This window comes from Streptomyces sp. NPDC002734 (assembly GCF_040295685.1).
In the GTDB taxonomy this organism is placed as follows: Bacteria; Actinomycetota; Actinomycetes; order Streptomycetales; family Streptomycetaceae; genus Streptomyces.
This window is the reverse complement of record NZ_JBEOVU010000007.1, coordinates 149,014-171,646: the sequence shown is the minus strand read 5'-3', so window position 1 is coordinate 171,646 and position 22,633 is coordinate 149,014. Positions and strand designations below refer to the sequence as shown.

At 73.1% G+C, this 22,633-nt stretch carries 20 protein-coding genes; 8 read left to right on the top strand and 12 right to left on the bottom strand.

Annotated features, from left to right (window positions below; all coding sequences use genetic code 11):
* Nucleotides 1-80: 80 nt before the first annotated feature.
* Nucleotides 81-1,238 (bottom strand): acyl-CoA dehydrogenase, encoded by a 1,158-nt coding sequence (locus tag ABT026_RS09230; protein ID WP_351113493.1) that lies wholly within the window; start codon nt 1,236-1,238, stop codon nt 81-83.
* A gap of 223 nt (nt 1,239-1,461) precedes the next feature.
* Between ABT026_RS09230 and ABT026_RS09225 the strand changes: the two genes are divergently transcribed.
* On the top strand, nt 1,462-2,805 hold the full coding sequence (locus tag ABT026_RS09225; protein WP_351113492.1) for a UDP-glucose dehydrogenase family protein: 1,344 nt from the start codon (nt 1,462-1,464) through the stop codon (nt 2,803-2,805).
* A gap of 95 nt (nt 2,806-2,900) precedes the next feature.
* On the opposite strand, the gene ABT026_RS09220 is transcribed toward ABT026_RS09225, so the two are convergent.
* From ABT026_RS09220 to ABT026_RS09210, 3 genes are read right to left on the bottom strand one after another with little or no spacing between them, the layout of a single operon-like run.
* A complete protein-coding gene (locus ABT026_RS09220; protein ID WP_351113490.1) occupies nt 2,901-4,091 on the bottom strand; it encodes a dipeptidase in 1,191 nt (396 codons plus the stop codon).
* Nucleotides 4,088-4,615 (bottom strand): 5-(carboxyamino)imidazole ribonucleotide mutase, encoded by a 528-nt coding sequence (gene purE, locus ABT026_RS09215; protein WP_351113489.1) that lies wholly within the window; start codon nt 4,613-4,615, stop codon nt 4,088-4,090. Before purE ends, ABT026_RS09220 begins: the two co-directional genes overlap by 4 nt.
* Nucleotides 4,612-5,781 carry a 5-(carboxyamino)imidazole ribonucleotide synthase gene (locus ABT026_RS09210; RefSeq protein ID WP_351113488.1) on the bottom strand — a complete coding sequence of 390 codons (1,170 nt, stop codon included), beginning with the start codon at nt 5,779-5,781 and terminating at the stop codon, nt 4,612-4,614. The genes purE and ABT026_RS09210 overlap by 4 nt, the downstream gene beginning before the upstream one ends.
* A gap of 182 nt (nt 5,782-5,963) precedes the next feature.
* On the opposite strand from ABT026_RS09210, the gene ABT026_RS09205 reads away from it, so the two are divergent.
* Nucleotides 5,964-6,482: a GtrA family protein gene (locus ABT026_RS09205; RefSeq protein WP_351113487.1), complete on the top strand. Its 519-nt coding sequence runs from the start codon at nt 5,964-5,966 to the stop codon at nt 6,480-6,482.
* Between the two features lie 35 nt (nt 6,483-6,517).
* On the opposite strand, the gene ABT026_RS09200 is transcribed toward ABT026_RS09205, so the two are convergent.
* Complete coding sequence (locus ABT026_RS09200) at nt 6,518-7,792, bottom strand: sensor histidine kinase (RefSeq protein WP_351113485.1); 1,275 nt, start codon at nt 7,790-7,792, stop codon at nt 6,518-6,520.
* A 12-nt stretch (nt 7,793-7,804) separates the two neighbouring features.
* On the bottom strand, nt 7,805-8,482 hold the full coding sequence (locus ABT026_RS09195; protein WP_166022251.1) for a response regulator transcription factor: 678 nt from the start codon (nt 8,480-8,482) through the stop codon (nt 7,805-7,807).
* A gap of 532 nt (nt 8,483-9,014) precedes the next feature.
* On the opposite strand from ABT026_RS09195, the gene ABT026_RS09190 reads away from it, so the two are divergent.
* The gene (locus ABT026_RS09190) at nt 9,015-10,502 is read left to right on the top strand and encodes a peptide MFS transporter (protein WP_351113484.1); all 1,488 of its coding nucleotides are present in this window, start codon (nt 9,015-9,017) and stop codon (nt 10,500-10,502) included.
* Between the two features lie 592 nt (nt 10,503-11,094).
* Here the strand turns inward: ABT026_RS09190 and ABT026_RS09185 are convergent.
* Complete coding sequence (locus tag ABT026_RS09185) at nt 11,095-11,652, bottom strand: ATP-binding protein (protein WP_351113483.1); 558 nt, start codon at nt 11,650-11,652, stop codon at nt 11,095-11,097.
* A gap of 253 nt (nt 11,653-11,905) precedes the next feature.
* The gene (locus ABT026_RS09180; RefSeq protein WP_351113482.1) at nt 11,906-12,289 is read right to left on the bottom strand and encodes an STAS domain-containing protein; all 384 of its coding nucleotides are present in this window, start codon (nt 12,287-12,289) and stop codon (nt 11,906-11,908) included.
* Between the two features lie 238 nt (nt 12,290-12,527).
* Between ABT026_RS09180 and ABT026_RS09175 the strand changes: the two genes are divergently transcribed.
* Entirely contained in the window at nt 12,528-13,565 is a 1,038-nt protein-coding gene (locus ABT026_RS09175) for an RNA polymerase sigma factor SigF (protein WP_502967930.1), read from the top strand.
* Between the two features lie 30 nt (nt 13,566-13,595).
* Here the strand turns inward: ABT026_RS09175 and hutI are convergent, their stop codons facing one another.
* From hutI to hutU, 4 genes are read right to left on the bottom strand one after another with little or no spacing between them, the layout of a single operon-like run.
* A complete protein-coding gene (gene hutI / locus ABT026_RS09170; protein WP_351113480.1) occupies nt 13,596-14,819 on the bottom strand; it encodes an imidazolonepropionase in 1,224 nt (407 codons plus the stop codon).
* On the bottom strand, nt 14,816-16,198 hold the full coding sequence (locus tag ABT026_RS09165) for a formimidoylglutamate deiminase (RefSeq protein ID WP_502967929.1): 1,383 nt from the start codon (nt 16,196-16,198) through the stop codon (nt 14,816-14,818). The genes hutI and ABT026_RS09165 overlap by 4 nt, the downstream gene beginning before the upstream one ends.
* Nucleotides 16,195-17,460 (bottom strand): allantoate amidohydrolase, encoded by a 1,266-nt coding sequence (locus ABT026_RS09160; RefSeq protein ID WP_351113479.1) that lies wholly within the window; start codon nt 17,458-17,460, stop codon nt 16,195-16,197. Before ABT026_RS09160 ends, ABT026_RS09165 begins: the two co-directional genes overlap by 4 nt.
* A complete protein-coding gene (gene hutU / locus ABT026_RS09155; RefSeq protein WP_351113478.1) occupies nt 17,457-19,169 on the bottom strand; it encodes a urocanate hydratase in 1,713 nt (570 codons plus the stop codon). Before hutU ends, ABT026_RS09160 begins: the two co-directional genes overlap by 4 nt.
* A gap of 437 nt (nt 19,170-19,606) precedes the next feature.
* On the opposite strand from hutU, the gene ABT026_RS09150 reads away from it, so the two are divergent.
* The 4 genes from ABT026_RS09150 (at nt 19,607) to ABT026_RS09135 (ending at nt 22,575) form a co-directional block, all read left to right on the top strand.
* Complete coding sequence (locus ABT026_RS09150) at nt 19,607-20,008, top strand: hypothetical protein (protein WP_351113477.1); 402 nt, start codon at nt 19,607-19,609, stop codon at nt 20,006-20,008.
* Nucleotides 20,009-20,091: 83 nt separating this feature from the next.
* Nucleotides 20,092-21,585 (top strand): hypothetical protein, encoded by a 1,494-nt coding sequence (locus ABT026_RS32140; RefSeq protein ID WP_502967928.1) that lies wholly within the window; start codon nt 20,092-20,094, stop codon nt 21,583-21,585.
* Nucleotides 21,582-22,187 carry a roadblock/LC7 domain-containing protein gene (locus ABT026_RS09140; protein ID WP_351113476.1) on the top strand — a complete coding sequence of 202 codons (606 nt, stop codon included), beginning with the start codon at nt 21,582-21,584 and terminating at the stop codon, nt 22,185-22,187. Before ABT026_RS32140 ends, ABT026_RS09140 begins: the two co-directional genes overlap by 4 nt.
* Before the next feature lie 13 nt (nt 22,188-22,200).
* A complete protein-coding gene (locus ABT026_RS09135; RefSeq protein WP_351113475.1) occupies nt 22,201-22,575 on the top strand; it encodes a hypothetical protein in 375 nt (124 codons plus the stop codon).
* Nucleotides 22,576-22,633 lie beyond the last annotated feature (58 nt).

Sequence of the window (22,633 nt, the reverse complement as noted above, 5' to 3'; positions counted from 1 at the left end):
CACGTCGAGGTCACCCCTCGGAACGCCGAAGGGCGCCCCGGCCGTGCGGCCGGGGCGCCCTTCGCGTGCCGTGCCGGAACCTACGGCAGGTTGCGCGCCATGACGATGCGCTGGACCTGGTTGGTGCCCTCGTAGATCTGCGTGATCTTGGCGTCGCGCATCATGCGCTCGACCGGGTAGTCACGGGTGTAGCCGTAACCGCCCAGCAGCTGCACGGCGTCCGTGGTGACCTCCATGGCCACGTCGGAGGCGAAGCACTTCGCCGCGGCGCCCTGGAAGGTGAGGTCGGCGTCACCGCGCTCGGACTTCGCGGCGGCCGCGTAGGTCAGCTGGCGGGCGGCCTCGATCTTCATGGCCATGTCCGCGAGCATGAACTGCACGCCCTGGAAGTCGCCGATCGGCTTGCCGAACTGCTTGCGCTCCTGGACGTAGCCCTTGGCGTAGTCCAGGGCGCCCTGGGCGATGCCGAGGGCCTGGGCCGCGATGGTGATGCGGGTGTGGTCCAGCGTCTTCATCGCGGTGGCGAAGCCGGTGCCCTCCTCGCCGATCATGCGGTCGGCGGGGATGCGAACGTTGTCGAAGTAGACCTCGCGGGTCGGGGAGCCCTTGATGCCGAGCTTCTTCTCCGGGGCGCCGAAGGAGACGCCCTCGTCGGACTTCTCCACGACGAAGGCGGAGATGCCCTTGGAGCGCTTGGTGGGGTCGGTGACCGCCATCACCGTGTAGAACTCGGACTCGCCGGCGTTGGTGATCCAGCGCTTGACGCCGTTGAGCACCCAGAAGTCGCCGTCGCGCACCGCGCGGGTCTTCATGCCCGCCGCGTCCGAACCGGCGTCCGGCTCGGAGAGGCAGTAGGAGAAGCCGCCCCGGCCCTTGGCGAGCGGGGTCATGTACTTCTTCTTCAGCTCCTCGGAGCCGGAGAGGATCACCGGCAGCGAGCCCAGCTTGTTCACGGCGGGGATCAGCGAGGACGAGGCGCACACACGCGCCACCTCCTCGATCACGATCACCGTGGCGAGGGCGTCGGCGCCCGCGCCGCCGTACTCCTCCGGGACGTGCACGGCGTGCAGGTCGTTGGCGACCAGGGCGTCCTGCGCCTCCTGGGGGAAGCGGGCCTCCTCGTCCACCGCCGCGGCGTACGGGGCGATCTTCGCCTCGGCGAGGGCACGCACCGACTCACGGAGCATGTCGTGCTCCTCGGACGGGCGGTACAGGTCGAAGTCAGCCGATCCGGCCAAGGTCTCTCACGCTCCAAGAGAACAAAGAAGAGGGGACATTCAGTTAACTACCGTTTAGTAGCCAAATCCTAGGCCGTCTCCCGCGCCGCGGCACCGTGAGGTTGACGACAGAGGTGACGCGTTCCAGGGTCTTCCCCTGCGGGAGCTCGCGCACCCCCGGTTATGCTCGGTCGGCGCGCAGCAGGCACGCGGACCCGCACGGACGTCACCACCAGGAGCATCCATGGCCCTCAAGATCACCGTGATCGGCACCGGCTATCTCGGCGCCACCCACGCCGCGGCCATGGCCGAGCTCGGCTTCGAGGTCCTCGGCCTGGACGTCGTCCCCGAGAAGATCGAGATGCTGCAGCGGGGCGAGGTCCCGATGTACGAGCCCGGTCTCGAGGACCTGCTGCGCAAGCACGTCGCCGGGATCGAGGGTTCCTCCGGCCGGCTGCGCTTCACGATGGACTTCGCGGAGGCCGGCGCCTTCGGCGACGTGCACTTCGTCTGCGTGAACACCCCGCAGCGGCACGGCGAGTACGCCGCCGACATGAGCTACGTGAACTCCGCGATCGCCTCGCTGGCCCCGCACCTGACCGGGCCCGCGCTGGTCGTCGGCAAGTCCACGGTGCCGGTGGGCACGGCGGACCGGCTCGCCGCCTACCTCGCGGAGCACGCGCCGGGCGGCGCGGACGTGGAGCTGGCCTGGAACCCGGAGTTCCTGCGCGAGGGCTTCGCGGTCGACGACACCCTGCACCCGGACCGGATCGTGGTCGGCGTGCGCGGCGGGCAGGCCGAGAAGCTGCTCCGCGAGGTGTACGCGACGCCGCTGTCCGAGGGCACGCCGTTCGTGGTGACGGACTTCCCCACCGCCGAACTGGTGAAGACCTCGGCGAACTCCTTCCTGGCCACCAAGATCTCGTTCATCAACGCGATGGCCGAGGTGTGCGAGGCGGCGGGCGGCGACGTCGCCAAGCTGGCCGAGGCGATCGGCTACGACGACCGGATCGGCAAGAAGTTCCTGCGGGCCGGCATCGGCTTCGGCGGCGGCTGCCTGCCCAAGGACATCCGCGCGTTCATGGCGCGGGCCGGCGAGCTGGGCGCGGACCAGGCGCTGACCTTCCTGCGGGAGATCGACTCCATCAACATGCGCCAGCGCGGCCGGATGGTCGAGCTGGCCCGGGAGGCGCTGGGCGGCGGACCGTTCCTCGGCAAGCGGGTCGCGGTGCTCGGCGCCACGTTCAAGCCGGACTCGGACGACGTCCGTGACTCCCCCGCGCTGAACGTCGCGGGGCAGATCCACCTCCAGGGCGGCCAGGTCACCGTGTACGACCCCAAGGGCATGGCGAACGCGCGGCGGGTCTTCCCGACGCTGGGCTACGCGGAGACGGCCGAGGACGCCGTGCGCGGGGCGGAGATAGTGCTCCACCTGACCGAGTGGCGCGAGTTCCGTGAGCTGGACCCCGAGAAGCTGGGCGCGGTCGCGGCGCGGCGGGTGCTGCTGGACGGCCGCAACGCGCTCGACCCGGAGCCGTGGCGCGCCGCCGGCTGGACCTACCGGGGCATGGGCCGCCCCGCCGCCTGACCCCCGCCGGGATGCATGCCCCAAAGGTGAGCCCCGGATTCGCTGCTGGAGCGGCGAATCCGGGGCTCACCTTTGGGGGACAGTCGGCGTGACCCCTACGCGTCGACCGTGGTGATCGTCGCGTGGGAGGGGGCGGTGGTGGCGCGCAGGTCGCGGGAGACCGCCTCCGCGTCGCGCAGGAGGCGGACGGCGTTGCCCCAGGTCAGCTTCGCGAGGTCGTCGCGGGACCAGTTGCGGTCGAGGAGCTCGGCGATCAGGTTCGGGTAGCCGGCGACGTCGCGCAGGCCGTCCGGGGTGAACGCCGTGCCGTCGTAGTCGCCGCCGATGCCGATGTGGTCCACGCCGGCGACCTCGCGCATGTGGTCGAGGTGGTCGGCGACCGTTGAGGCCGTGGCGCGCGGGCGCGGGTGGGCCTCCTCGAAGGCATGGTGGACCTTCATCGCGTCCGGCGTGTGGTCCAGGTGGTGGAAGCCGTGCGCCCGCAGGTTCTCGTCCGCCTCGAGCGTCCAGTCCACCGCGGCCTGAAGGACGAACTTCGGCACGAAGGTCGCCATGGCGACGCCGCCGTTGGCCGGCAGCCGCTCCAGCACGTCGTCCGGGATGTTGCGCGGGTGGTCGCAGACGGCGCGGGCGGAGGAGTGGGAGAAGACCACCGGCGCCGTGGAGGCGTCCAGCGCGTCCCGCATGGTCGACGGGGCGACGTGCGAGAGGTCGACCAGCATGCCCTCGCGGTTCATCTCCCGCACCACCAGCCGCCCGAAGGCGGTGAGCCCGCCGTGCCGCGGCTCGTCGGTGGCGGAGTCCGCCCAGTCGACGTTGCTGTTGTGGGTGAGGGTCATGTACCGCACGCCCAGCGCGTACAGCATGCGCAGCGCGCCCAGCGAGTTCTCGATGGAGTGGCCGCCCTCGGCGCCCATCAGCGAGGCGATGCGGCCCTCGGCGCGAGCGGCCTCGAGGTCGTCCGCGGTGTACGCGGCCCGCAGGTCGGCCGGGTAGCGGTCAATGAGCTGCCGCACGCAGTCGATCTGCTCCAGCGTCGCGGCCAGCGGGTACGGCTGCTCGTAGGGCACGTACACCGACCAGTACTGGGCGCCCACGCAGCCCTCGCGCAGCCGCGCCAGGTCGGTGTGCAGCGCGGCGCTCTGGTCGGCGGCGATGTCGCGGGCGTCGAGGTCGTAGCCGACCTGTTTGCGCAGCGCCCAGGGCAGGTCGTTGTGGCCGTCGACGACGGGGAACTCTCGCAGCAGCTCGCGCGCCCGCTCCAGGGACGCCTCCCAGGCGCTCACCGGCCGTTCCCGGAGTCCGCGCCCATGGCCCTGGCGCGCAGCCGGCGGCCCTTCTCGGTGGCCTGGTCGTTGAGCTCCTGCTGGAACTCGCGCATCCGCTCCAGCAGGGCGGTGTCGTGCGCGGCGAGGATGCGGGCGGCCAGCAGACCGGCGTTGCGGGCGCCGCCGACGGAGACCGTGGCGACCGGCACCCCGGCCGGCATCTGGACGATGGAGAGCAGCGAGTCCATGCCGTCCAGGTACTTCAGCGGCACCGGCACGCCGATCACCGGCAGCGGCGTCACCGAGGCGAGCATGCCCGGCAGGTGGGCGGCGCCGCCGGCGCCCGCGACGATCGCCTTCAGCCCGCGCTCCGCGGCCTGCTCGCCGTAGGCGACCATCTCGCGGGGCATCCGGTGGGCGGAGACGACGTCCACCTCGTAGGGGATCTCGAACTCGTCGAGGGCCTGGGCTGCGGCCTCCATCACGGGCCAGTCGGAGTCCGACCCCATGACGATGCCGACCAGCGGCGCTTCGCTGCTCATTCGGTGACGATTCCCCTCAGGTAGTGGGCCGCGTGCGTGGCGCGCTCCAGGACGTCGTCCAGGTCGGCGCCGTAGGTGTTGACGTGACCCACCTTGCGGCCGGGCTTCACGTCCTTGCCGTACATGTGGATCTTCAGCTGGGGGTCCCGCGCCATGCAGTGCAGGTACGCCGAGTACATGTCGGGGTAGTCGCCGCCGAGGACGTTGACCATGACGGTCCACGGCTGGCGGGGGCGCGGGTCGCCGAGCGGCAGGTCGAGGACGGCCCGCACGTGGTTGGCGAACTGCGAGGTGACCGCGCCGTCCATCGACCAGTGGCCGGAGTTGTGCGGGCGCATCGCCAGCTCGTTGACCAGGATGCGGCCGTCGCGGGTCTGGAACAGCTCGACCGCGAGGTGGCCGACGACGCCGAGCTCCTTGGCGATGGTGAGCGCCATCTCCGCGGCCTCGGCGGCGAGGCCGGCGTCGAGGCCGGGGGCGGGGGCGATCACGGTGTCGCAGACGCCCGCGACCTGGCGGGACTCGACCACCGGGTAGGCGACCGCCTGGCCGTGCGGGGAGCGCACCACGTTGGCGGCGAGCTCGCGGACGAAGTCGACCTTCTCCTCGGCCAGCACCTCGACGCCGGCCTTGAAGGGCTCGGCGATCGCCGCGTCGTCGGTGCCCTTGATCACCCAGACGCCCTTGCCGTCGTACCCGCCGCGCACGGTCTTGAGCACGACCGGGAAACCGTCGCCCTCGGCGGCGCCGTCGGCCACACCCTCGGCGGCGAACGCCGCGACGTCGGCCGGGTCGGCGACGATGCGGTGCCGCGGGCAGGCCACGCCGATCGCGGTGAGCTTCGCCCGCATCACGCCCTTGTCCTGGGCGTGCACCAGGGTGTCCGGGCCGGGGCGCACGGCGATGCCGTCCGCCTCCAGGGCCCGCAGGTGCTCGGTGGGCACGTGCTCGTGGTCGAAGGTGATGACATCGCAGCCGCGGGCGAACTCGCGGAGGGAGTCCAGGTCGCGATAGTCGCCGATGACGACCTCGTTGACGACCTGGGCCGCGGAGTCCTGCGGGGTGTCACTGAGCAGCTTGAAACGGATGCCGAGCGGGATGCCTGCCTCGTGCGTCATACGCGCGAGCTGGCCGCCGCCGATCATGCCGACTACCGGGAACGTCACGCGTCAAGGGTATCGGGCGTGCGTTCCGGCTCCGCTTTCCGGCCCGGCAGGCGGAAACCGGTCACGCGAGTACCACTTCTGCCCGACTTCCACACGCCCCCGTCGTTGCGCGCGCGAGGCCGGAGAGGCCGTGGTTAGCATGACTGAGTTGACGTCGATCACATGAACGGGGCTGGGCCGCGATGGGCAGAGAGCTTCCTCGCACCGCCGCGCCGGGCGGGTTCCGCCGCCGCCTGCGCGCCCTGTGGCGTGAAATCGTCAAGTTCGGCGCGGTCGGCGGGGCCGGTCTGCTGGTCAACTTCGCCGCGTTCAACGTGCTGCTGCACACGGGGGTGCGCCCCGGCCGGGCCGGCGTGGCCGCGACGGCGCTGGCCATCGCCTTCAACTACGTCGGGTTCCGCTACTTCACCTACCGTGACCGGGACCGCGGGCACCGCACCCGGGAGATGACCCTGTTCCTGGCGTTCAGCGCCGTCGGCCTGGTCATCGAGAACGGCGTGCTCTTCCTGGCCACGTACGGGATGGGCTGGGACACCCCGCTGGAGAACAACGTCTTCAAGTTCGTGGGCGTCGGGGTGGCCACGCTGTTCCGCTTCTGGTCCTACCGCACCTGGGTCTTCCGGACCCTGCCCGAGCCGCCGGAGCGCCCCTCACGGGTGCACCCGCAGGGGCGCGCCACGCAGCGGGTCGGGCGGCCGTAGCGGCCCGCCGCCCCGGCCCGTCCGGCACCCGGCGGTCAGCGGACCGTCGGCCCCGAGGGCTTGGAGCGGGGGCGTTCCGGCTGCGGCCGGCTCAGGAAGAGACCGAACACCGGCGGCTGCGCCTGGAGCATCTCCAGCCGGCCCCCGTCCGCCTCGGCGAGGTCCCGGGCGACGGCCAGGCCGATGCCGGTGGAGTTGTGCCCGCTGATCGTCCGCTCGAAGATCCGGGCGCCCAGGTCGGCCGGGATGCCCGGCCCCTCGTCGGTCACCTCGACGACCGCCTGGTTGCCCACCACACGGGTGCGCAGGGCCACCGTGCCGCCGCCGTGCATGAGCGAGTTCTCGATCAGGGCGGCCAGCACCTGCGCCACGGCGCCCGGCGTGCCCATCGCCTCCAGGTGCCGCTTGCCGGAGCTGACGATGGCCCGGCCGCCGCTGCGGTAGGCGGGCCGCCACTCGGCGATCTGCTGGTGGATGACCTCGTCGATGTCGAAGGAGACCGCGGAGCCGGTGCGCGGGTCGCGCGAGTTGGTGAGCAGCCGCTGCACCACGTCGGTGAGCCGCTCGACCTGGGTGAGCGCGATGGCGGCCTCCTCCCGCGCGGTCTTCAGGTCGTCGGTGAGGGTGATCTCCTCCAGCCGCATGGAGAGCGCGGTGAGCGGCGTGCGCAGCTGGTGGGAGGCGTCGGCGGCCAGCCGGCGCTCGGCGGTCAGCATCCGGCCGATGCGTTCCGCGGAACGGTCCAGCACGTCGCCGACCCGGTCCAGCTCGGGCACGCCGTACCGCTTGTTGCGCGGCCTGGGGTCGCCGGAGCCGAGGCGTTCGGCGGTCTCGGCGAGGTCGGTGAGCGGGGAGGCGAGCCGGTTGGCCTGGCGCACCGCCAGCAGGATCGCGGCGATCACCGCGAGCAGTGCCACACCCCCGATGATCAGCAGGGTGCGCCCGACCTCCCGGGTCACCGTGGAGCGGGGCTCCTCGACCCGGACCGTCTCGCCGCCCTCGCCGCGGGTGGTGGCGTGGATGACGTCGCCGGACGGCTTGTCGCCGACCTCGACCACCCGGCCGCCGGGGAGGGTGATCACCGCGTGCCGTCCGGCCTCGACCTGGTTCTCCAGGATGGCGGCGCTGACGTCCTCGTCCCCCAGGACCCGGGCGTCGACGATGCTCGCCAGCCGCACCGCCTCGGACTCGACCCGCTCCTGGGCGCTGGCGCTGATGGTGCGGGTCTCCACCAGGACCAGGGAGACGCCGAAGACGGCGATCACCACGAGGACCACGAGGAGCGTGGACTGGATGAGGCGGCGGCGCATGGGTGAAGGGTGTCAGCTCTTCTCGAAGCGGAAGCCCACGCCGCGCACGGTGGCGATGTAGCGGGGGTTGGCCGCGTCGTCGCCGAGCTTCTTGCGGAGCCAGGAGATGTGCATGTCGAGGGTCTTGGTCGACGACCACCAGGTGGTGTCCCAGACCTCACGCATCAGCTGGTCCCGGGTGACGACCCGGCCGGCGTCGCGGACCAGCACCCGCAGCAGGTCGAACTCCTTGGCGGTGAGCTGGAGCTCCTCCTCGCCCATCCAGGCGCGGTGCGACTCGACGTCGATCCGCACGCCGTGGATGGCGGGCGGCTGCTGCGGCTCGGCGGCGCCGCGCCGCAGGAGGGCCCGGACCCGGGCCAGCAGCTCGGCGAGCCGGAACGGCTTGGTGACGTAGTCGTCGGCGCCCGCGTCGAGGCCGACGACGGTGTCCACCTCGTCCGCGCGCGCGGTCAGGATGAGGATGGGCACGCTGAGCCCTTCGGCGCGGAGCCGGCGGGCGACCTCCAGGCCGTCCATGCCGGGCAGGCCCAGGTCGAGCACGACCAGGTCCACCCCGCCCCGTACTCCGGCGTCGAGGGCGGCCGGGCCGTCCTCGCGCACCTCGACCTCGTAGCCCTCCCGGCGCAGGGCGCGGGCCAGCGGCTCAGAGATGGACGAGTCGTCCTCGGCGAGCAGTACACGGGTCATGGGGTGATGGTAGTCCCGCCCCCGCGATCACCGGAGGCCGCCTTCGCGCCGCATTTCCCGGCGGCGGGGGCCGCCGGTCGCTCGTCACGCCGCCCTCGCCCTCCGCCGTCCTGCGTCGTCCTCCGCTGGCGACCGGCGCCCGGGCAAGAAGCTGTACCGGCCACGGATATCATGGGAGCGGACGAGACGACAGAGGTGTGATCATCACCTCAAATGCCCCCTATATGCCCATTGACACGCGTTCCTGCTGTCTAATGGCTCTGGCCTCATGGGCAGCCTCCGCGTATGCGCGTCGGACGCCGCACGTGGGTGCGGGCCGGTTCCCAAGCCGGCCCTGACAGTGACAGACCTGCGGCCGGGTCCCTCGCGTCGACGACGACGCCCGGGGCGTGGATCCCGTGGTCGTCCTCCCGCTCCCCACCCATGGAGCGTTCCTCCCCGCGGCGGGATCTGGGCGGACGACACCGGTGCCGGCCTCCCCCCACCGGGCGCGCACCCATCCCCTCGCGCGTCCCGACAGCAAGGAACGATCATGGCGTCCAGCCTGACGGAGTCCTCGGCCCCGGTGCACGGGCCCGACAAGACTTTCTTCGGCCACCCGCGCGGACTGGCCACCCTCTTCATGACCGAGATGTGGGAGCGCTTCTCCTACTACGGCATGCGCGCTCTGCTCCCGCTGTACCTGGTGGCGGAGGAGGGCCTGGCCCTCGGGGCCACCACGGCGGTGGCGATCTACTCCGTGTACGTCGCCACGGTCTACCTGCTCGCGATGCCGGGCGGCTGGTTCGGCGACCGCGTCTGGGGCGCCCGCAAGACCACCGCGGTCGCAGCCGGCATCATCATGGTCGGCCACCTGCTGCTGGCGCTCCCGTTGAACGCCATCTTCTACGTCGGCCTGCTCTTCGTCGCCGTCGGCTCCGGTCTGCTGAAGGCCAACATCTCCACGATGGTCGGCCACCTCTACGACGGCCCGGACGACCCGCGCCGCGACGGTGGCTTCACCCTCTTCTACATGGGCATCAACATGGGTGCCTTCGCCGCTCCGCTGATCATCGGCACCATCGGCCAGACGGTCAGCTGGCACCTGGGCTTCGGCCTCGCCGCGGTCGGCATGGGTCTGGGCCTGCTGCAGTTCCTGCTCGGCACCCGTCACCTGGCCCCCGAGTCCAGCGTCGTCCCCAAGCCGCTGTCGCAGGTCGAGCGGGCCGCCACGCTGCGCAAGGCCATGATCTGGCTGCTCGTCGCCGTCGTCTTCTACGGCATCGTCACGCTGACCGGCTCCTTCACGCTGAAGTGGGCCACGGTTCCGCTGCTGATCCTCGGTCTGGTCGTCCCGGTCTCGGTCCTGGTCCGCATCAAGCGGGACAAGGAGCTGACCGCCACCGAGCAGTCGAAGGTCTCCGGCTACGTCTGGTTCTTCGTCGCCGCCGCCATCTTCTGGATGATCTACGACCAGGGCGGCTCGACGCTGTCGCTGTTCGCGGACGAGCACGTCGACAACCAGGTCTTCGGCTGGGAGTTCCCGGTCTCCTGGTTCCAGTCCGTCAACCCGGTCCTGATCATGGCGCTGGCCCCGGTCTTCGCCACGATCTGGCTCTCCCTGGCCCGCAAGGACAAGGAGCCGAGCACCATCGCGAAGTTCGCGGGTGGTCTGGCTCTGGTCGGCATCTCCTTCTTCGTCTTCATGCTGCCGCTGGTGGCCTCGGGCGACGGCAAGGTCTCGCCGTGGTGGCTGGTGCTCATCTACTTCTGCCAGACCGTGGGTGAGCTGATGCTCTCGCCGGTCGGCCTGTCGGTCACCACGAAGATGGCGCCGGCGAAGTACGCCTCGCAGATGATGGGTGTCTGGTTCCTGGCCGTCACCGCGGGTGACGCGGTGACGGGGCTGGTCGCCGAGGCGGGGGTGAACCTGGACCGGACCGGGTTCGTGGCCCTCGAGGCGGCGCTGGCGGTGCTGGCCGGCTTCGCGGTCTACATGTACCGGGGCAAGGTCAAGCAGCTCATGGGCGACGTCCGCTGACGTCCCCACCCACCCCGAAGGGGCCCTCCCGTACCCACGGGAGGGCCCCTTCGTGTTCCCCCCCGGCGCTTTGCCTCTGCGAGCGGTGCGGTGCCACGTGTCGCGCCTCCCTGCGGGCAACCGTGCCGCTGGGCGGCACGGGTGGGCGCAGGGCCCCACGTCCTCGGGGGACGGCTCGCACCCCGGAACCTCAGGTCCCTCCGGGAAGGGGGCGGGTCGGGGGGGAACAGAACGGTGCTGCCCGCCGGGGCTCGGCTTTCGGCCGCGCTGCGGTGCGGGTCCCGTTGCGGACGGTGCGGCCGGCTTGCGCGGGGTGGGGGAGCCACTCGCCACGGAGGCTGGGGCCTGCGCCCGCCCGTGCCGCCCCCTGGGCGGCCCAGCCGCCCGCAGGACGGCGGAGGGGGTGGGGCAGGCACGGGGTGCCTGTGGAGGCCCGGACCGGGCGGGAGGCCATGGCCGGCTGGGGATGCGACGGCGCCGCAGCGCGGGGCCGGGGCCGAGTCGCTGCGGCGCGAGGAATGCCGGGAAGTGCGGGGAAGGCTACGAGAAGTCACCCGGGGCCGCGGCGCGCGGGGCGCGCCGCGGCGGCGGGTCAGGAGGTGGGGCGGGCGAGGTCGGCCCAGACGGTCTTGCCGGGGAGCTCGGGGGCCGCGACGACCCCCCAGTCCATCGACAAGCGCTGGACTATGAACATGCCGTGGCCGCCCGGCCGCCCCGCCTGATGCGGCGTACGCGGCGTCGGCTGCCCCTCACCCCGGTCGGTGACCGCGACCCGGATCGTCTTCCGGTCGAAGGTGAGCGTGAGCGACTCCGGCTGCTCCGCGTGCAGGCACGCGTTGGTGACCAGCTCGGACACGATCAGCAGCACGTCCTCCGCCGCCGCGCGCCCGTCGTCCGTGGACGACGGCAACCAGCCCCACGCGTACAGGGCCTGTCGCGTGAAGTCGCGGGAGAGGGGAACGACGCCGCTCTCCCCCGCCAGATTCAGTTGCCGTACCTCCGGCGCCACCGGCGCGCCTCCGTTCGCAGCCCCCGTCACCTGTTCCAGGTCGGGAGACGTCCCGTTCACCGCCGTGACGGGCGGGGCGGGGGAAGCGCCGCCGGGCTGCGGGCCGCGGTCGCCCGGCGGATAGGGCCGGGTGGTGCTCATCAGCGCTTCACCTCACCGATTCACCGATACACGAGTGGACCTCGGGGTCTTCGGGGCGTCGGAAACGGTTCGGGCCCTCGGCCCGGCCCCGTCCATGGCGCCCCCTGTCCTCAGCAATTCTCCTGCCCGCCCCGGACGTCGGAACACTCACCGATTCGCCCCGTTTCGCCCTATCCGCCATCTTTCACCGATTCAGCACAAGATGTCACGAACGACTGCGCATGGCGTCGCTCTTCGTGACGTCCGCGGCCGATCAGCTGGTTCCCGTGCCTTCCGCGAGCGCGCTCTCCACCGTGTCGTGCACGGAGAAGACCGTGTCCGCGCCGGTGATCTCGAAGACGCGCGCCACCGCGGGCCGCATCGCCACCAGGTGGATACCGCCGCCGGCCTCTTCCGCCTTCAGGCGGGCGCCGAGCAGCACGTTCAGCCCAGTGGAGTCACAGAACTCCAGCTGGGAGCAGTCCACCACGATCCGTGTGCGCCCCTTCGCCAGGTTGCGCTCCAACGGCTCGCGAAGGAGTTCGGCGGTGTGGTGGTCGAGTTCGCCCGCCGGGATCACGACGGCGCTGGCTCCCTCTTCCCGTACCTCCACCAGAAGCCGGCCCGACTGCGCGCTGCCGACCGTCCCGTGGTCCATTGCCGTCTCTCTCTCGACGTCCGATCTGCTGATACCGCCTCCGAACCCTACGCCCTCTGCGCAGAATTCGGCAGTCGAACAATCATAAGAATTGGGACATAAGCGTACGGAGCGTACTTGCGGTCTTGTTGCCCGAGCGGGTAGGGCTGATGAGGACACATCCGATCCGGCCGGCTTTGGAGGCGCCGCACACCGCAGAAGCGTACGTACTGGCATCGGCAGCCATATGCCGAGAACGATGGAGGACTTCATGTCACCCCGGCTCGACGCATCGCATACCCCCAGAGCGACGTCGGCAATCCCGCCTCATTCGCACGAGGAGGTCACGTCTCTCACACCGGACGCGACGCTCCCCGTCCAGACCGTTCCCCACCTCCCCCACCAGCGGACCGCGACCGTGCTCGAAGCCGGTCCCGACGCCCCGCCGCACGGCCCCGCCGGCACCGCTCCCCCCGCGGATCCGGCCGGCCTGCTGGACGGCCTCCCCGAGATCCCGCACTACGCGGGCGTGCGCGCGGCCGACGCCCGCGCCCTCTCCAAGGCCCTGTTCGAGCGGCTGGAGTCGCTCGAGGAAGGGACCGCGGAGCACAGCTACGTACGCAACACGCTGGTCGAGCTGAACCTGGCCCTGGTGAAGTTCGCGGCCTCCCGGTTCGGCTCCCGCAGCGAGCCGATGGACGACATCATCCAGGTCGCCACCATCGGCCTCATCAAGGCGATCGACCGGTTCGAACTGAGCCGTGGTGTGGAGTTCCCCACATTCGCCATGCCGACCATCATCGGCGAGATCAAGCGCTTCTTCCGCGACACCTCCTGGTCCGTGCGCGTCCCGCGCCGGCTTCAGGAACTGCGGCTCGACCTCGCCAGGGCCACCGACGAGCTCCAGCAGCGGCTCGACCGCGCGCCGACCGTCGGCGAGCTGGCCGAGCACCTGGAGCTCTCCCGCGAGGAGGTGCTGGAGGGCATGGTCGCCTCCAACGCCTACACGGCCTCCTCGCTGGACGCGCAGCCCGAGGAGGACGACTCCGAGGGCGCCCTGGCGGACCGCATCGGCTACGAGGACGACGATCTGGAGGGCGTCGAGTACATCGAGTCGCTCAAGCCCCTGATCGCCGGGCTCCCGGCCCGCGAGCGGAAGATCCTCTCGCTGCGGTTCACGGCCGGCATGACCCAGTCCGAGATCGGCGAGGAGCTCGGCATCTCCCAGATGCACGTCTCCCGGCTGCTGTCCCGGACGCTGGTCAAGCTGCGCGAGGGCCTCACCGGCGAGGAGTAGTGCCGCCGGGTGTGGGGATCCTCGGGGGCCTCATACCTCGCGGACGCCGCCCCGCCACACCCCCGCCACCAGGGGGACGCCCGGCCGGTAGGCCAGGTGCACGTGGCTGGGCGCGTCGAGCAGCAGCAGGTCCGCGCGGGCGCCGGGCGTGATCCGTCCGACGTCCGCGCGGCGCAGCGCCGCCGCGCCGCCCGCGGTGGCCGCCCACACCGCCTCGTCCGGGGTCATGCCCATGTCCCGCACGGCGAGCGCGACGCAGAACGCCATGGACGAGGTGTACGACGATCCCGGGTTGCAGTCCGTCGACAGGGCGACGGTGACCCCGGCGTCGAGCAGCCGCCGCGCGTCGGGCCACGGGGCCCGGGTGGAGAACTCCGCCCCGGGCAGCAGGGTGGCCACGGTCCGCCCGCCGGAGCTCGCCAGCGCGTCCACGTCGGCGTCGGTCAGGTGGGTGCAGTGGTCGGCGCTGGCCGCGTCCATCTCCACCGCCAGCCGGACGCCGGGGCCGTGCCCCAGCTGGTTGGCGTGCACGCGCGGCACCAGGCCGCGCTCCCGCCCCGCGGTGAGGATCGCGCGGGCCTGGTCGCCGTCGAAGGCGCCGCGCTCGCAGAACACGTCGACCCAGCGGGCGTGCGGGGCGCAGGCGTCCAGCATCTCGCCGGTGACCAGCTCGACGTAGGCCGCCGGGTCGTCGGCGTGCTCGGGGGCGACGATGTGCGCGCCGAGATAGGTGACCTCGGGCGTGTGCCGGGCGGCGATCTCCAGCGAGCGGGCCTCGTCCTCGACGGTGAGGCCGTAGCCGGACTTGGTCTCCACGGTGGTGGTGCCCTGGCGCAGCGCCTCCGTCAGGTGCCGCACCAGGTTGGCCTCCAGTTCGGCCTCGCCGGCCGCGCGGGTGGCCGCGACGGTGGTCCGGATGCCGCCCGCGGTGTAGGGCCGGCCGGACATGCGCGCGTTGAACTCCTCGGTGCGGTCGCCGGCGAAGACCAGATGCGTGTGGGAGTCCACGAACCCTGGCAGCAGCGCGCGTCCGCGGGCGTCGACCCGGTTGTCGGTGGCGGGTGCTTTCCTGGACATACCGGTCCACACGACACGGTCGCCCTCGATCACGACGGCCGCGTCGCGGAGCACGCCAAGCGGTGAGCCGTCCGGGGAGGAGCCGAGGGAGGGGTCGTTGGTGACCAGGTGGGCGACGTTGTCGATCAGGGTACTGGTCGTCGCGGTGTCGGCAGGGGTGCTGGGAGGGGTGCTCATGCTCGTCCTGTGCGCAGGTGGGCGACGGCCGTCGCCAGTTCTCGGGCGGGTTCGGGGACCAGGGTGTGCGCCCCGTCGCGGACCACGTGGCGGCCCGCGCACACGGTGTGGCGCACGTCCGCGGCCGTCGCGGCGAATACCGCGGTCTCGGCGCCGCGCTCCGGTGGCGGCCCCGCGGTCCTGACGGTGTCCAGGGCGACGGTCGTCCAGTCGGCCGGCGCGCCCGGCGCGAGCGTGCCCGCCTCCGGGCGGCCGAGGGCGGCGTGGCCGTCCGCCCCGGCGGCGCGCAGCAGCGCACCGGCGCTCCAGTGGCCGCGGACCCGGGTGCGCAGCCGCTCGTCGAGTTCCAGGGCGCGCGCCTCCTCGAACAGGTCGATGACGGCGTGGCTGTCGGAGCCGAGGCTGAGCGGCGACCCGGCCCGCTGGAGGGCGGGCGCGGGTCCGACGCCGTCGGCGAGGTCGCGTTCGGTGGTGGGGCACATGCAGGTACCGGTACCCGAACCGCCGATCAGGGCGATGTCCTCGTCGGTGAGGTGGGTGTTGTGCACGCCGGTGGTGCGCGGGCCCAGGACGCCGTGGTCGGCGAGCAGCCGGGCCGGGGTGCGGCCGTGGGCGGCCAGGCATGCCTCGTTCTCCGCGGGCTGCTCGGAGAGGTGGACGTGCAGCGGCGCGCCGCGCTCCTCGGCCCAGCGGGCGACCTGGGCCAGCTGGCCGGCCGGGACGGCGCGCACGGAGTGGACGGCCGCGCCGAGGGTGACGTGGTCGCGTCCCTTCAGCAGCGAGGCGCGGGCGGCCCAGGCCTCGGCGTCGCCGTCGCTGAAGCGCAGCTGGGCCCCGGTGGGGGGTTCGCCGAAGCCGGAGGACAGGTAGGCGGTGTCCAGCAGGGTGATCCGGACGCCGGCCTGGGCGGCGGCCTCGATCAGCGCCTCGCCCATGGCGTTGGGGTCGTCGTAGCGGGTCCCGCCGGGGGCGTGGTGCAGGTAGTGGAACTCGCCGACGGCGGTGATGCCGGCCAGCGCCATCTCGGCGTAGACGGCGCGGGCGAGGGCCAGGTAGGAGTCCGGGTCGAGCCGCCCGGCGACCTGGTACATCACCTCGCGCCAGGTCCAGAAGGTGCCGCGGTCGGCCTGGACGACGCCGCGCAGCGCCCGGTGGAAGGCGTGCGAGTGGGCGTTGGCCAGGCCGGGGAGGGTGAGGCCGCGCAGCGGCTCCGCGCCGGGCGGCGGGGCGGGAGTGTCCTCGGTGACGGCGGTGATCCGTCCGTCCGCCCCGCTCTCCACCAGGACGCCGGAGCGGACCGGGCCGTCGGCGGTGAGGAGGGCGTGCTCCAGCCAGTAGGCCCGGGACCGGCCCGGGCGGCCGCTGTCGGGGTGGGTCACGCGCGGACCAGTCCTTCCAGGGCGTCGGCGAGGGCGCGCACTCCCGCGACGCAGTCGTCCTCGGCGGCCTGTTCGGCCGGGGAGTGGGAGACGCCGGTGGGGTTGCGCACGAACAGCATGGCGGTGGGGATGCTCCCGGCGAGGATTCCGGCGTCGTGTCCCGCGCCGGTGCCCAGGACGGGGGCCCGGCGAGGGCCGTCGTCGCGCTCGCCGCCGAGCAGGTCGGCGAGGCGGTCCCGCAGCGCGTGGTCGAAGCGGGTCTCCCCGGTGAACGACTCGCGGGCCACCTCCAGGTGGACGCCGTGCGCCTCGGCGGCGGCGTGGGCGGCCCGTTCCACGGCGCCGACCACGTCGTCCAGGGCCTCCTGGGCGGCGGCGCGGGAGTCCAGCCAGCCGCGCACCAGGGAGGGCACGGCGTTCACCCCGTTGGGGTCGACGGCGACCTTGCCGAAGGTGGCGACGGCGCCCGCGCGCGTCGCCTCGCGGCGGGCGGCGAGGACGGTCTCGGCGTACGGCAGCATCGGGTCGCGGCGGTCGGCGAGGCGGGTGGTGCCCGCGTGGTTGGCCTCGCCGTGGAAGTCGAACCGCCAGCGCCCGTGCGGCCAGACCGCGCTCGCCACGCCCACCGGGTCGCCGGTCAGGTCCAGGGCGCGGCCCTGCTCGATGTGCAGTTCCACGAACGCGCGCACGCGGCCGAGGCGTTCGGGGTCCGCGCCGATGGCGTCCGGGTCGTGCCCCGCTGCCTCCATGGCGTGGGGCAGGGTGACGCCGTCGGCGTCGGTGAGCCGGTGCGCCTGTTCGCGGGTGAGCAGTCCGGCGGTGAGGCGGGAGCCGACGCAGGCCAGGCCGAACCGGGCGCCCTCCTCGTCGCCGAAGTTGACCACCGCGAGAGGGCGGTCGAAGCGGGCGCCCCTGGTGCGGAGTTCGTCGAGCGCGGCGAAGGCCGACACCACGCCGAGCGGTCCGTCGAAGGCGCCGCCGTCGGGGACGGAGTCCAGGTGGGATCCGGTCACCACGGCGTCCCCTGCGGACGGATGGCCCAGCCACGCCCATTGGTTGCCGTTGCGGTCGGTCTCCACGGCCAGGCCGCGGGCCTCGGCCTGCTCGCGGAACCAGGCGCGGCAGTCGCCGTCGGCCGCCGTCCAGGCGAACCTGCGGTACCCGCCGGAGGAGCGGTCCCGGCCGATGCCGGCCAGGTCCCGCCACATCTCGTTAAACGACGCGCCCTTGGGGACGGCGGCGGACTCCTTCGGCACGCTCACGCGCCCTCGCCCCCGCCGGCGCCCTGGTCGTCGCCCTCGTTGTCTCCCTGGCTGTCGCCCTCGCGCATGGGGACGCGGACTCCGCGCTCGCCGGCCACCGTCTCGGCGATGTCGTAGCCGGCGTCGACGTGGCGGATGACCCCCATGCCGGGGTCGTTGGTGAGGACCCGGCGGATCTTCTCCCCGGCCAGCGGCGTGCCGTCGGCCACGGTGACCTGGCCGGCGTGGATCGAGCGGCCCATGCCGACGCCGCCGCCGTGGTGCAGCGACACCCAGGACGCGCCGGAGGCCACGTTGACCATGGCGTTCAGCAGCGGCCAGTCGGCGATGGCGTCGGAGCCGTCGAGCATCGCCTCGGTCTCCCGGTAGGGGGAGGCGACCGAGCCGCAGTCCAGGTGGTCGCGGCCGATGACCACCGGGGCCTTCAGCTCGCCGCTCGCCACCATGTCGTTGAACCGCTCGCCGGCCTTGTCGCGCTCGCCGTAGCCGAGCCAGCAGATGCGGGCGGGCAGGCCCTGGAACTTCACCCGTTCACCGGCCAGCTTGATCCAGCGGGCCAGCGACTCGTTCTCCGGGAACAGGTCGAGGACGGCGCGGTCGGTGGCCGCGATGTCCGCCGGGTCGCCGGAGAGCGCCGCCCAGCGGAAGGGGCCCTTGCCCTCGCAGAACAGCGGCCGGATGTACGCGGGCACGAAGCCGGGGAAGGCGAACGCCCGGTCGTAGCCCGCGAGTCGGGCCTCGCCGCGGATGGAGTTGCCGTAGTCGAAGACCTCCGCGCCGGCGTCCAGGAAGCCGACCATCGCCTCCACGTGGCGGGCCATCGACTCGCGGGCCCGGGTGGTGAAGCCGGCCGGGTCCTTGGCGGCCTGGTCCGCCATCTCGTCGAAGGCGACGCCGACGGGCAGGTAGCTCAGCGGGTCGTGGGCGGAGGTCTGGTCGGTGACGACGTCGATGGGCGCGCCCATGGCGAGCAGCTTCGGCAGCACCTCGGCGGCGTTGCCCAGCACGCCGACGGACAGCGGGCGACGGGCGTCGCGGGCCTCCACCGCCAGCTGGAGCGCGTGGTCGAGGGAGTCGGCGCGGACGTCGAGGTAACGGTGCTCGATGCGGCGCTCGATGGCGCGGGGGTCGCAGTCCACGCAGATCGCCACGCCGTCGTTCATGGTGACCGCGAGGGGCTGGGCGCCGCCCATGCCGCCGAGGCCGGCGGTGAGGGTGATGGTCCCGGCCAGGGTGCCGCCGAAGCGCTTGGCGGCGACGGCGGCGAAGGTCTCGTAGGTGCCCTGGAGGATGCCCTGGGTGCCGATGTAGATCCACGAGCCGGCGGTCATCTGCCCGTACATGGTCAGGCCGAGGGCCTCCAGACGGCGGAACTCCTCCCAGTTGGCCCAGTCGCCGACGAGGTTGGAGTTGGCGATCAGGACGCGGGGGGCCCACTCGTGGGTCTGCATCACACCGACGGGGCGGCCGGACTGGACGAGCATCGTCTCGTCCTGCTTGAGCGTGCGGAGGGTGCGGACCATGGCGTCGAAGGAACGCCAGTCGCGCGCCGCCTTCCCGGTGCCGCCGTAGACGACGAGCTTGTCGGGGTGCTCGGCCACCTCGGGGTCGAGGTTGTTCTGGAGCATCCGCAGGGCGGCTTCCTGCTGCCAGCCGGCGGTGGTGAGTTCGGTGCCGCGGGGGGAGCGGACGGGGCGGGGACCTGGCATGCCGGCTGCCTCCTGGGGGCGTTTGCTTGACCTCTATTCACATCCTGTCGGCGTGAATAGCTCCAGTCAACAGCGCCACCCCTCCCTGCCCTCGGCTTCCGCCGCGTCTGCGGGCGGCTGGACCGCCCAGCGGCACGACGGCCCGCAGGACGGGAGGGAGGAGGGGTTCGCACCGGTCGCAGCCGCCGCGGCGCGATGGGACGCAGGGGACGGCCCGCAGGGCGTGGGGGCGGCGGCGCGTACTCCGCGTACGCCCGCGCGGGGGTGACTCCCGGTGGGAGGATTGGGGGCAAGGTGGGGCGAGGGCGGGGCAGTTGACCCACGATAGTGGGGGCGTCGCATGTTCCGCTGGAAAATGCCAGAACGCTCACTCACCCCCACGATCCCTGCGTAGCGTCTCCGTCGTTCAGCCGAACGCCAGGTGGAGGGGGCCGCGCGTGCCCGGGATCGACGAGTGTCTGCTGGAAGTCATGCGGTTGCCCGGAGCCAGGGGCGCCGCGCTGGTCGACTGGACCAGCGGACTGCCCCTCGGCACGGTCGGCGACCCTCCCGGCGGCGAGGACCACGACACCGCCGCGGCGGAGGCCGCCGAGCTCGCCCGCCTGGCTGCCGAGCACGGCGCCTTCACCCCTGACGAGGGGGCCGGCTGGGACAGCTCCGAGCCGCCGGTGGAGGACGTCATCATCAGCAACCGGGACAGCTATCACGTCCTGCGCTTCCTGCGGGCCACCTACGAGAGCAACGTCTTCCTCCACCTGTGGCTGGACCGCGACGAGGGCAACCTCGCACTGGCCCGGATCCGCCTGGGCGACCTGGCCGGACGGCTGGTGCTCGGATGACGTCCGTGAACACGCCCCCGCCGAGACTCCCGGTCCGGGACCCCTCGACCGCGCGGCAGCGCCCCTGGGGCAGCGTCTCCCCGATGCTGAACCGTCTCGCCGCCGAGCACGCCACCGGCGTCCTGGTCCGCGAGCGCGGCACGCTCTACCTGTCCGAGGGCCGCGTGGTGCACGCCGAGAGCCCGGCCACCCCCGGCATAGACGTGCTGCTCACCGCCGCCGGAGCGGTGGACCCGGAGGGCTGGCAGCGGGCCGTCGAGGGCGCGGAGGCCGACCCGGAGCAGCCGGTGAGCCGCACGCTGATCTCGCAGGGCGTGCTCTCCCAGGGCCAGCTGGAGCTGTGCCACCTCGGCAGCCTCTTCGACGCCGCCTACTTCGCGCTCGCCCCCAGCAGCGCCCCGGGGCACTTCCGGTACGGCGCCTGGCACTGGATGGGGGCCGTGCGGCCGGTGCCCGTCTCGGCGCTGGAGCGGGAGACGATGCGGCGGCGCTCGTTGCTGAACCGGATCTGGCCCGACCCGTCCACCGACACCGCCCCGCTGACCCTGATACGGCCGGCGCGCGCCGCCCAGGTCTGTGTGCGGCGGCAGGCGATCCTGGATCTGGTCGACGGCCGGCGGACGGCCACCGACATCGCCCGTGAGCTGGGCCGGCCCGCGTTCCACACGCTGGTGGACCTGCGCCGGCTGGCGGCGGCGGGGCTGGTCGCCGCCACCCACCGCCCCGCGTCTCCCGCGCCCCCGGCCACCGGCACCGCCACCACCACGACGACGACGGAGACCGCCGAGGCGCCGCTCCCCGTCCCGCCGGACCCCGCTCCGCCGGCTTCGCCCCCGGCTCCCGCATCGCTCTTGCTCTTGCCCTTGCCCTTGCCCGGGAACACGGCGGACGCACGCTACGGGTCGCTCCCCGCCCAGCCCTCCGCGGAGCAGCGCCAGGCGGAGCAGGCCCACGGGGACCGGTCCTACCCGGAGCAGCCCTACAGGGAGCAGTCCGACAGGCAGCAGTCCTACGCAGACCGGCCCTACGGGGAGCAGCTGTACGCACCGCCACCGCAGCCCTCGCCCCCGGCGCCGTCCCCGGCGCAGACGTACCCCGAGCAGTCGCCGTACGCGCAGCAGGGGCTCGCGGGGCAGGTGCTGCCCGCGCCGTTCCCGGCGCAGCCCACCGCCCGGACCCGTCCGGCCGACGTCCCCTCCGTGCGCCCGGTCCCGCTGGTGCCGCTCGTGCAGCCGCTGCCTCCGCTGGCGCCGCAGACCGCGCACCCGGTCCGTCCGCCGGACGACAGGGTGGAGCAGCCGGCCCGCAACCACCCCGACGTGGACACCCCGCTGCCCCGCCGCCCCTCCGGCGGACGCCACCGTGCGGGCCGCGGCACCCCGGCACCGACCGCACCGACCGCACCGGCTCCCCAGGCGGCGCCCGCGGCCCCCGCGGCGCAGGCCGCCCCCGCCGCCCCGGTGGTCCCGCCGCCGCGGACCCCGGCGGCCGCCCCGTCGTCGATGCCGCCCACCCACTTCGCCGACCCCGACGTCACCCTGCTCCAGCGACTGCGGGCAGCCTTGGAGGCCCTGTGATCCGCGCCCTCCGGCAGCGTGCCGGGAGGAAGCAGCTGCCGGCCGTGGAGGCGGAGGTGCGCAGCGAGCTGCGCCGCATCCGCTCGCGGATGTTCCAGCTGACCGGCGCCCTCGCCACCTCGGCCGACGGCACGGTGCTGGCCGAGGACTCCCCCGGCGTGGCGGCGGAGGAGGCCGCGGCGCAGACCGCGGAGGTGCTCGCCGCGGTGCTCCGGCTGGCCGACGTCACCTCCCGCGGCACGCCCCGTGAACTGGTCGTCCGCGGCGGGTCCGGCTACCTGGCCACCTACGCGGCCGGCCGGTCCACCGTGCTCACCCTGCTCGCCGAGGACGGGGTGAACCTCGGCCGGCTGCACCTGGAGGGCCGCCGCTGCGCCGCCCGGATCGGCGAGCTCGTCGACGGGGGAACGGCCGGACCGCCGGCCCTGGACCCCGCGCCCCTCTCCCCTCCCGCGCCTCCCACCACACCCCCCGCCGCACCCGCCACCGCGGCCGTCGCGGCCCCCGGCGCCGTCGGCGCCACCGCGGCTCCCGCGTCCGCACCGAACCGGACGCTTCCGCACCGCACCAGCGGGGCGAACGCGCCCACCACCCACAGTTGAGAGGAAACACCGCATGGCCAGCACCGAGACCGCCCTGAAGGAAGCCCTGACGACCATCGAGGGCGCCACCGGCGTCGCGCTGGTGGACTACACCAGCGGCATGGCGCTCGGCACGCTCGGCGGCAGCAAGGACTTCGACCTGAACGTCGCCGCCGCCGGCAACACCGACGTGGTGCGCGCCAAGATGCGCACCATGGAACACCTCGGCATCCAGTCCGAGATCGAGGACATCCTGATCACCCTCACCGACCAGTACCACCTGATCCGGCTGATCAAGGGCCGCAGCGGGAACGGGCTGTTCCTCTACCTGGCGCTGGACGCCGCCCGCTCCAACCTGGCGATGGCCCGCCACCAGCTGAAGCGCATCGAGGCGGAGCTGGAGGTCTGATCCCCGGCCGGGACCGCACCCGGTGCGCTCCGGCGTACGGTCCCGGCCGGGGTCCTCG

Bases quoted from the DNA above. Each gene is read 5' to 3' on its own strand.
- hutI (WP_351113480.1), bottom strand. From the start codon at position 14,819: ATGAGCACCCCTCCCAGCACCCCTGCCGACACCGCGACGACCAGTACC.
- ABT026_RS09225 (WP_351113492.1), top strand. From the start codon at position 1,462: ATGGCCCTCAAGATCACCGTGATCGGCACCGGCTATCTCGGCGCCACC.
- ABT026_RS09195 (WP_166022251.1), bottom strand. From the start codon at position 8,482: ATGACCCGTGTACTGCTCGCCGAGGACGACTCGTCCATCTCTGAGCCG.
- ABT026_RS09200 (WP_351113485.1), bottom strand. From the start codon at position 7,792: ATGCGCCGCCGCCTCATCCAGTCCACGCTCCTCGTGGTCCTCGTGGTG.
- hutU (WP_351113478.1), bottom strand. From the start codon at position 19,169: ATGCCAGGTCCCCGCCCCGTCCGCTCCCCCCGCGGCACCGAACTCACC.
- ABT026_RS09205 (WP_351113487.1), top strand. From the start codon at position 5,964: ATGGGCAGAGAGCTTCCTCGCACCGCCGCGCCGGGCGGGTTCCGCCGC.
- ABT026_RS09175 (WP_502967930.1), top strand. From the start codon at position 12,528: ATGGAGGACTTCATGTCACCCCGGCTCGACGCATCGCATACCCCCAGA.
- ABT026_RS09190 (WP_351113484.1), top strand. From the start codon at position 9,015: ATGGCGTCCAGCCTGACGGAGTCCTCGGCCCCGGTGCACGGGCCCGAC.
- purE (WP_351113489.1), bottom strand. From the start codon at position 4,615: ATGAGCAGCGAAGCGCCGCTGGTCGGCATCGTCATGGGGTCGGACTCC.
- ABT026_RS09135 (WP_351113475.1), top strand. From the start codon at position 22,201: ATGGCCAGCACCGAGACCGCCCTGAAGGAAGCCCTGACGACCATCGAG.
- ABT026_RS32140 (WP_502967928.1), top strand. From the start codon at position 20,092: ATGCTGAACCGTCTCGCCGCCGAGCACGCCACCGGCGTCCTGGTCCGC.
- ABT026_RS09185 (WP_351113483.1), bottom strand. From the start codon at position 11,652: ATGAGCACCACCCGGCCCTATCCGCCGGGCGACCGCGGCCCGCAGCCC.
- ABT026_RS09180 (WP_351113482.1), bottom strand. From the start codon at position 12,289: ATGGACCACGGGACGGTCGGCAGCGCGCAGTCGGGCCGGCTTCTGGTG.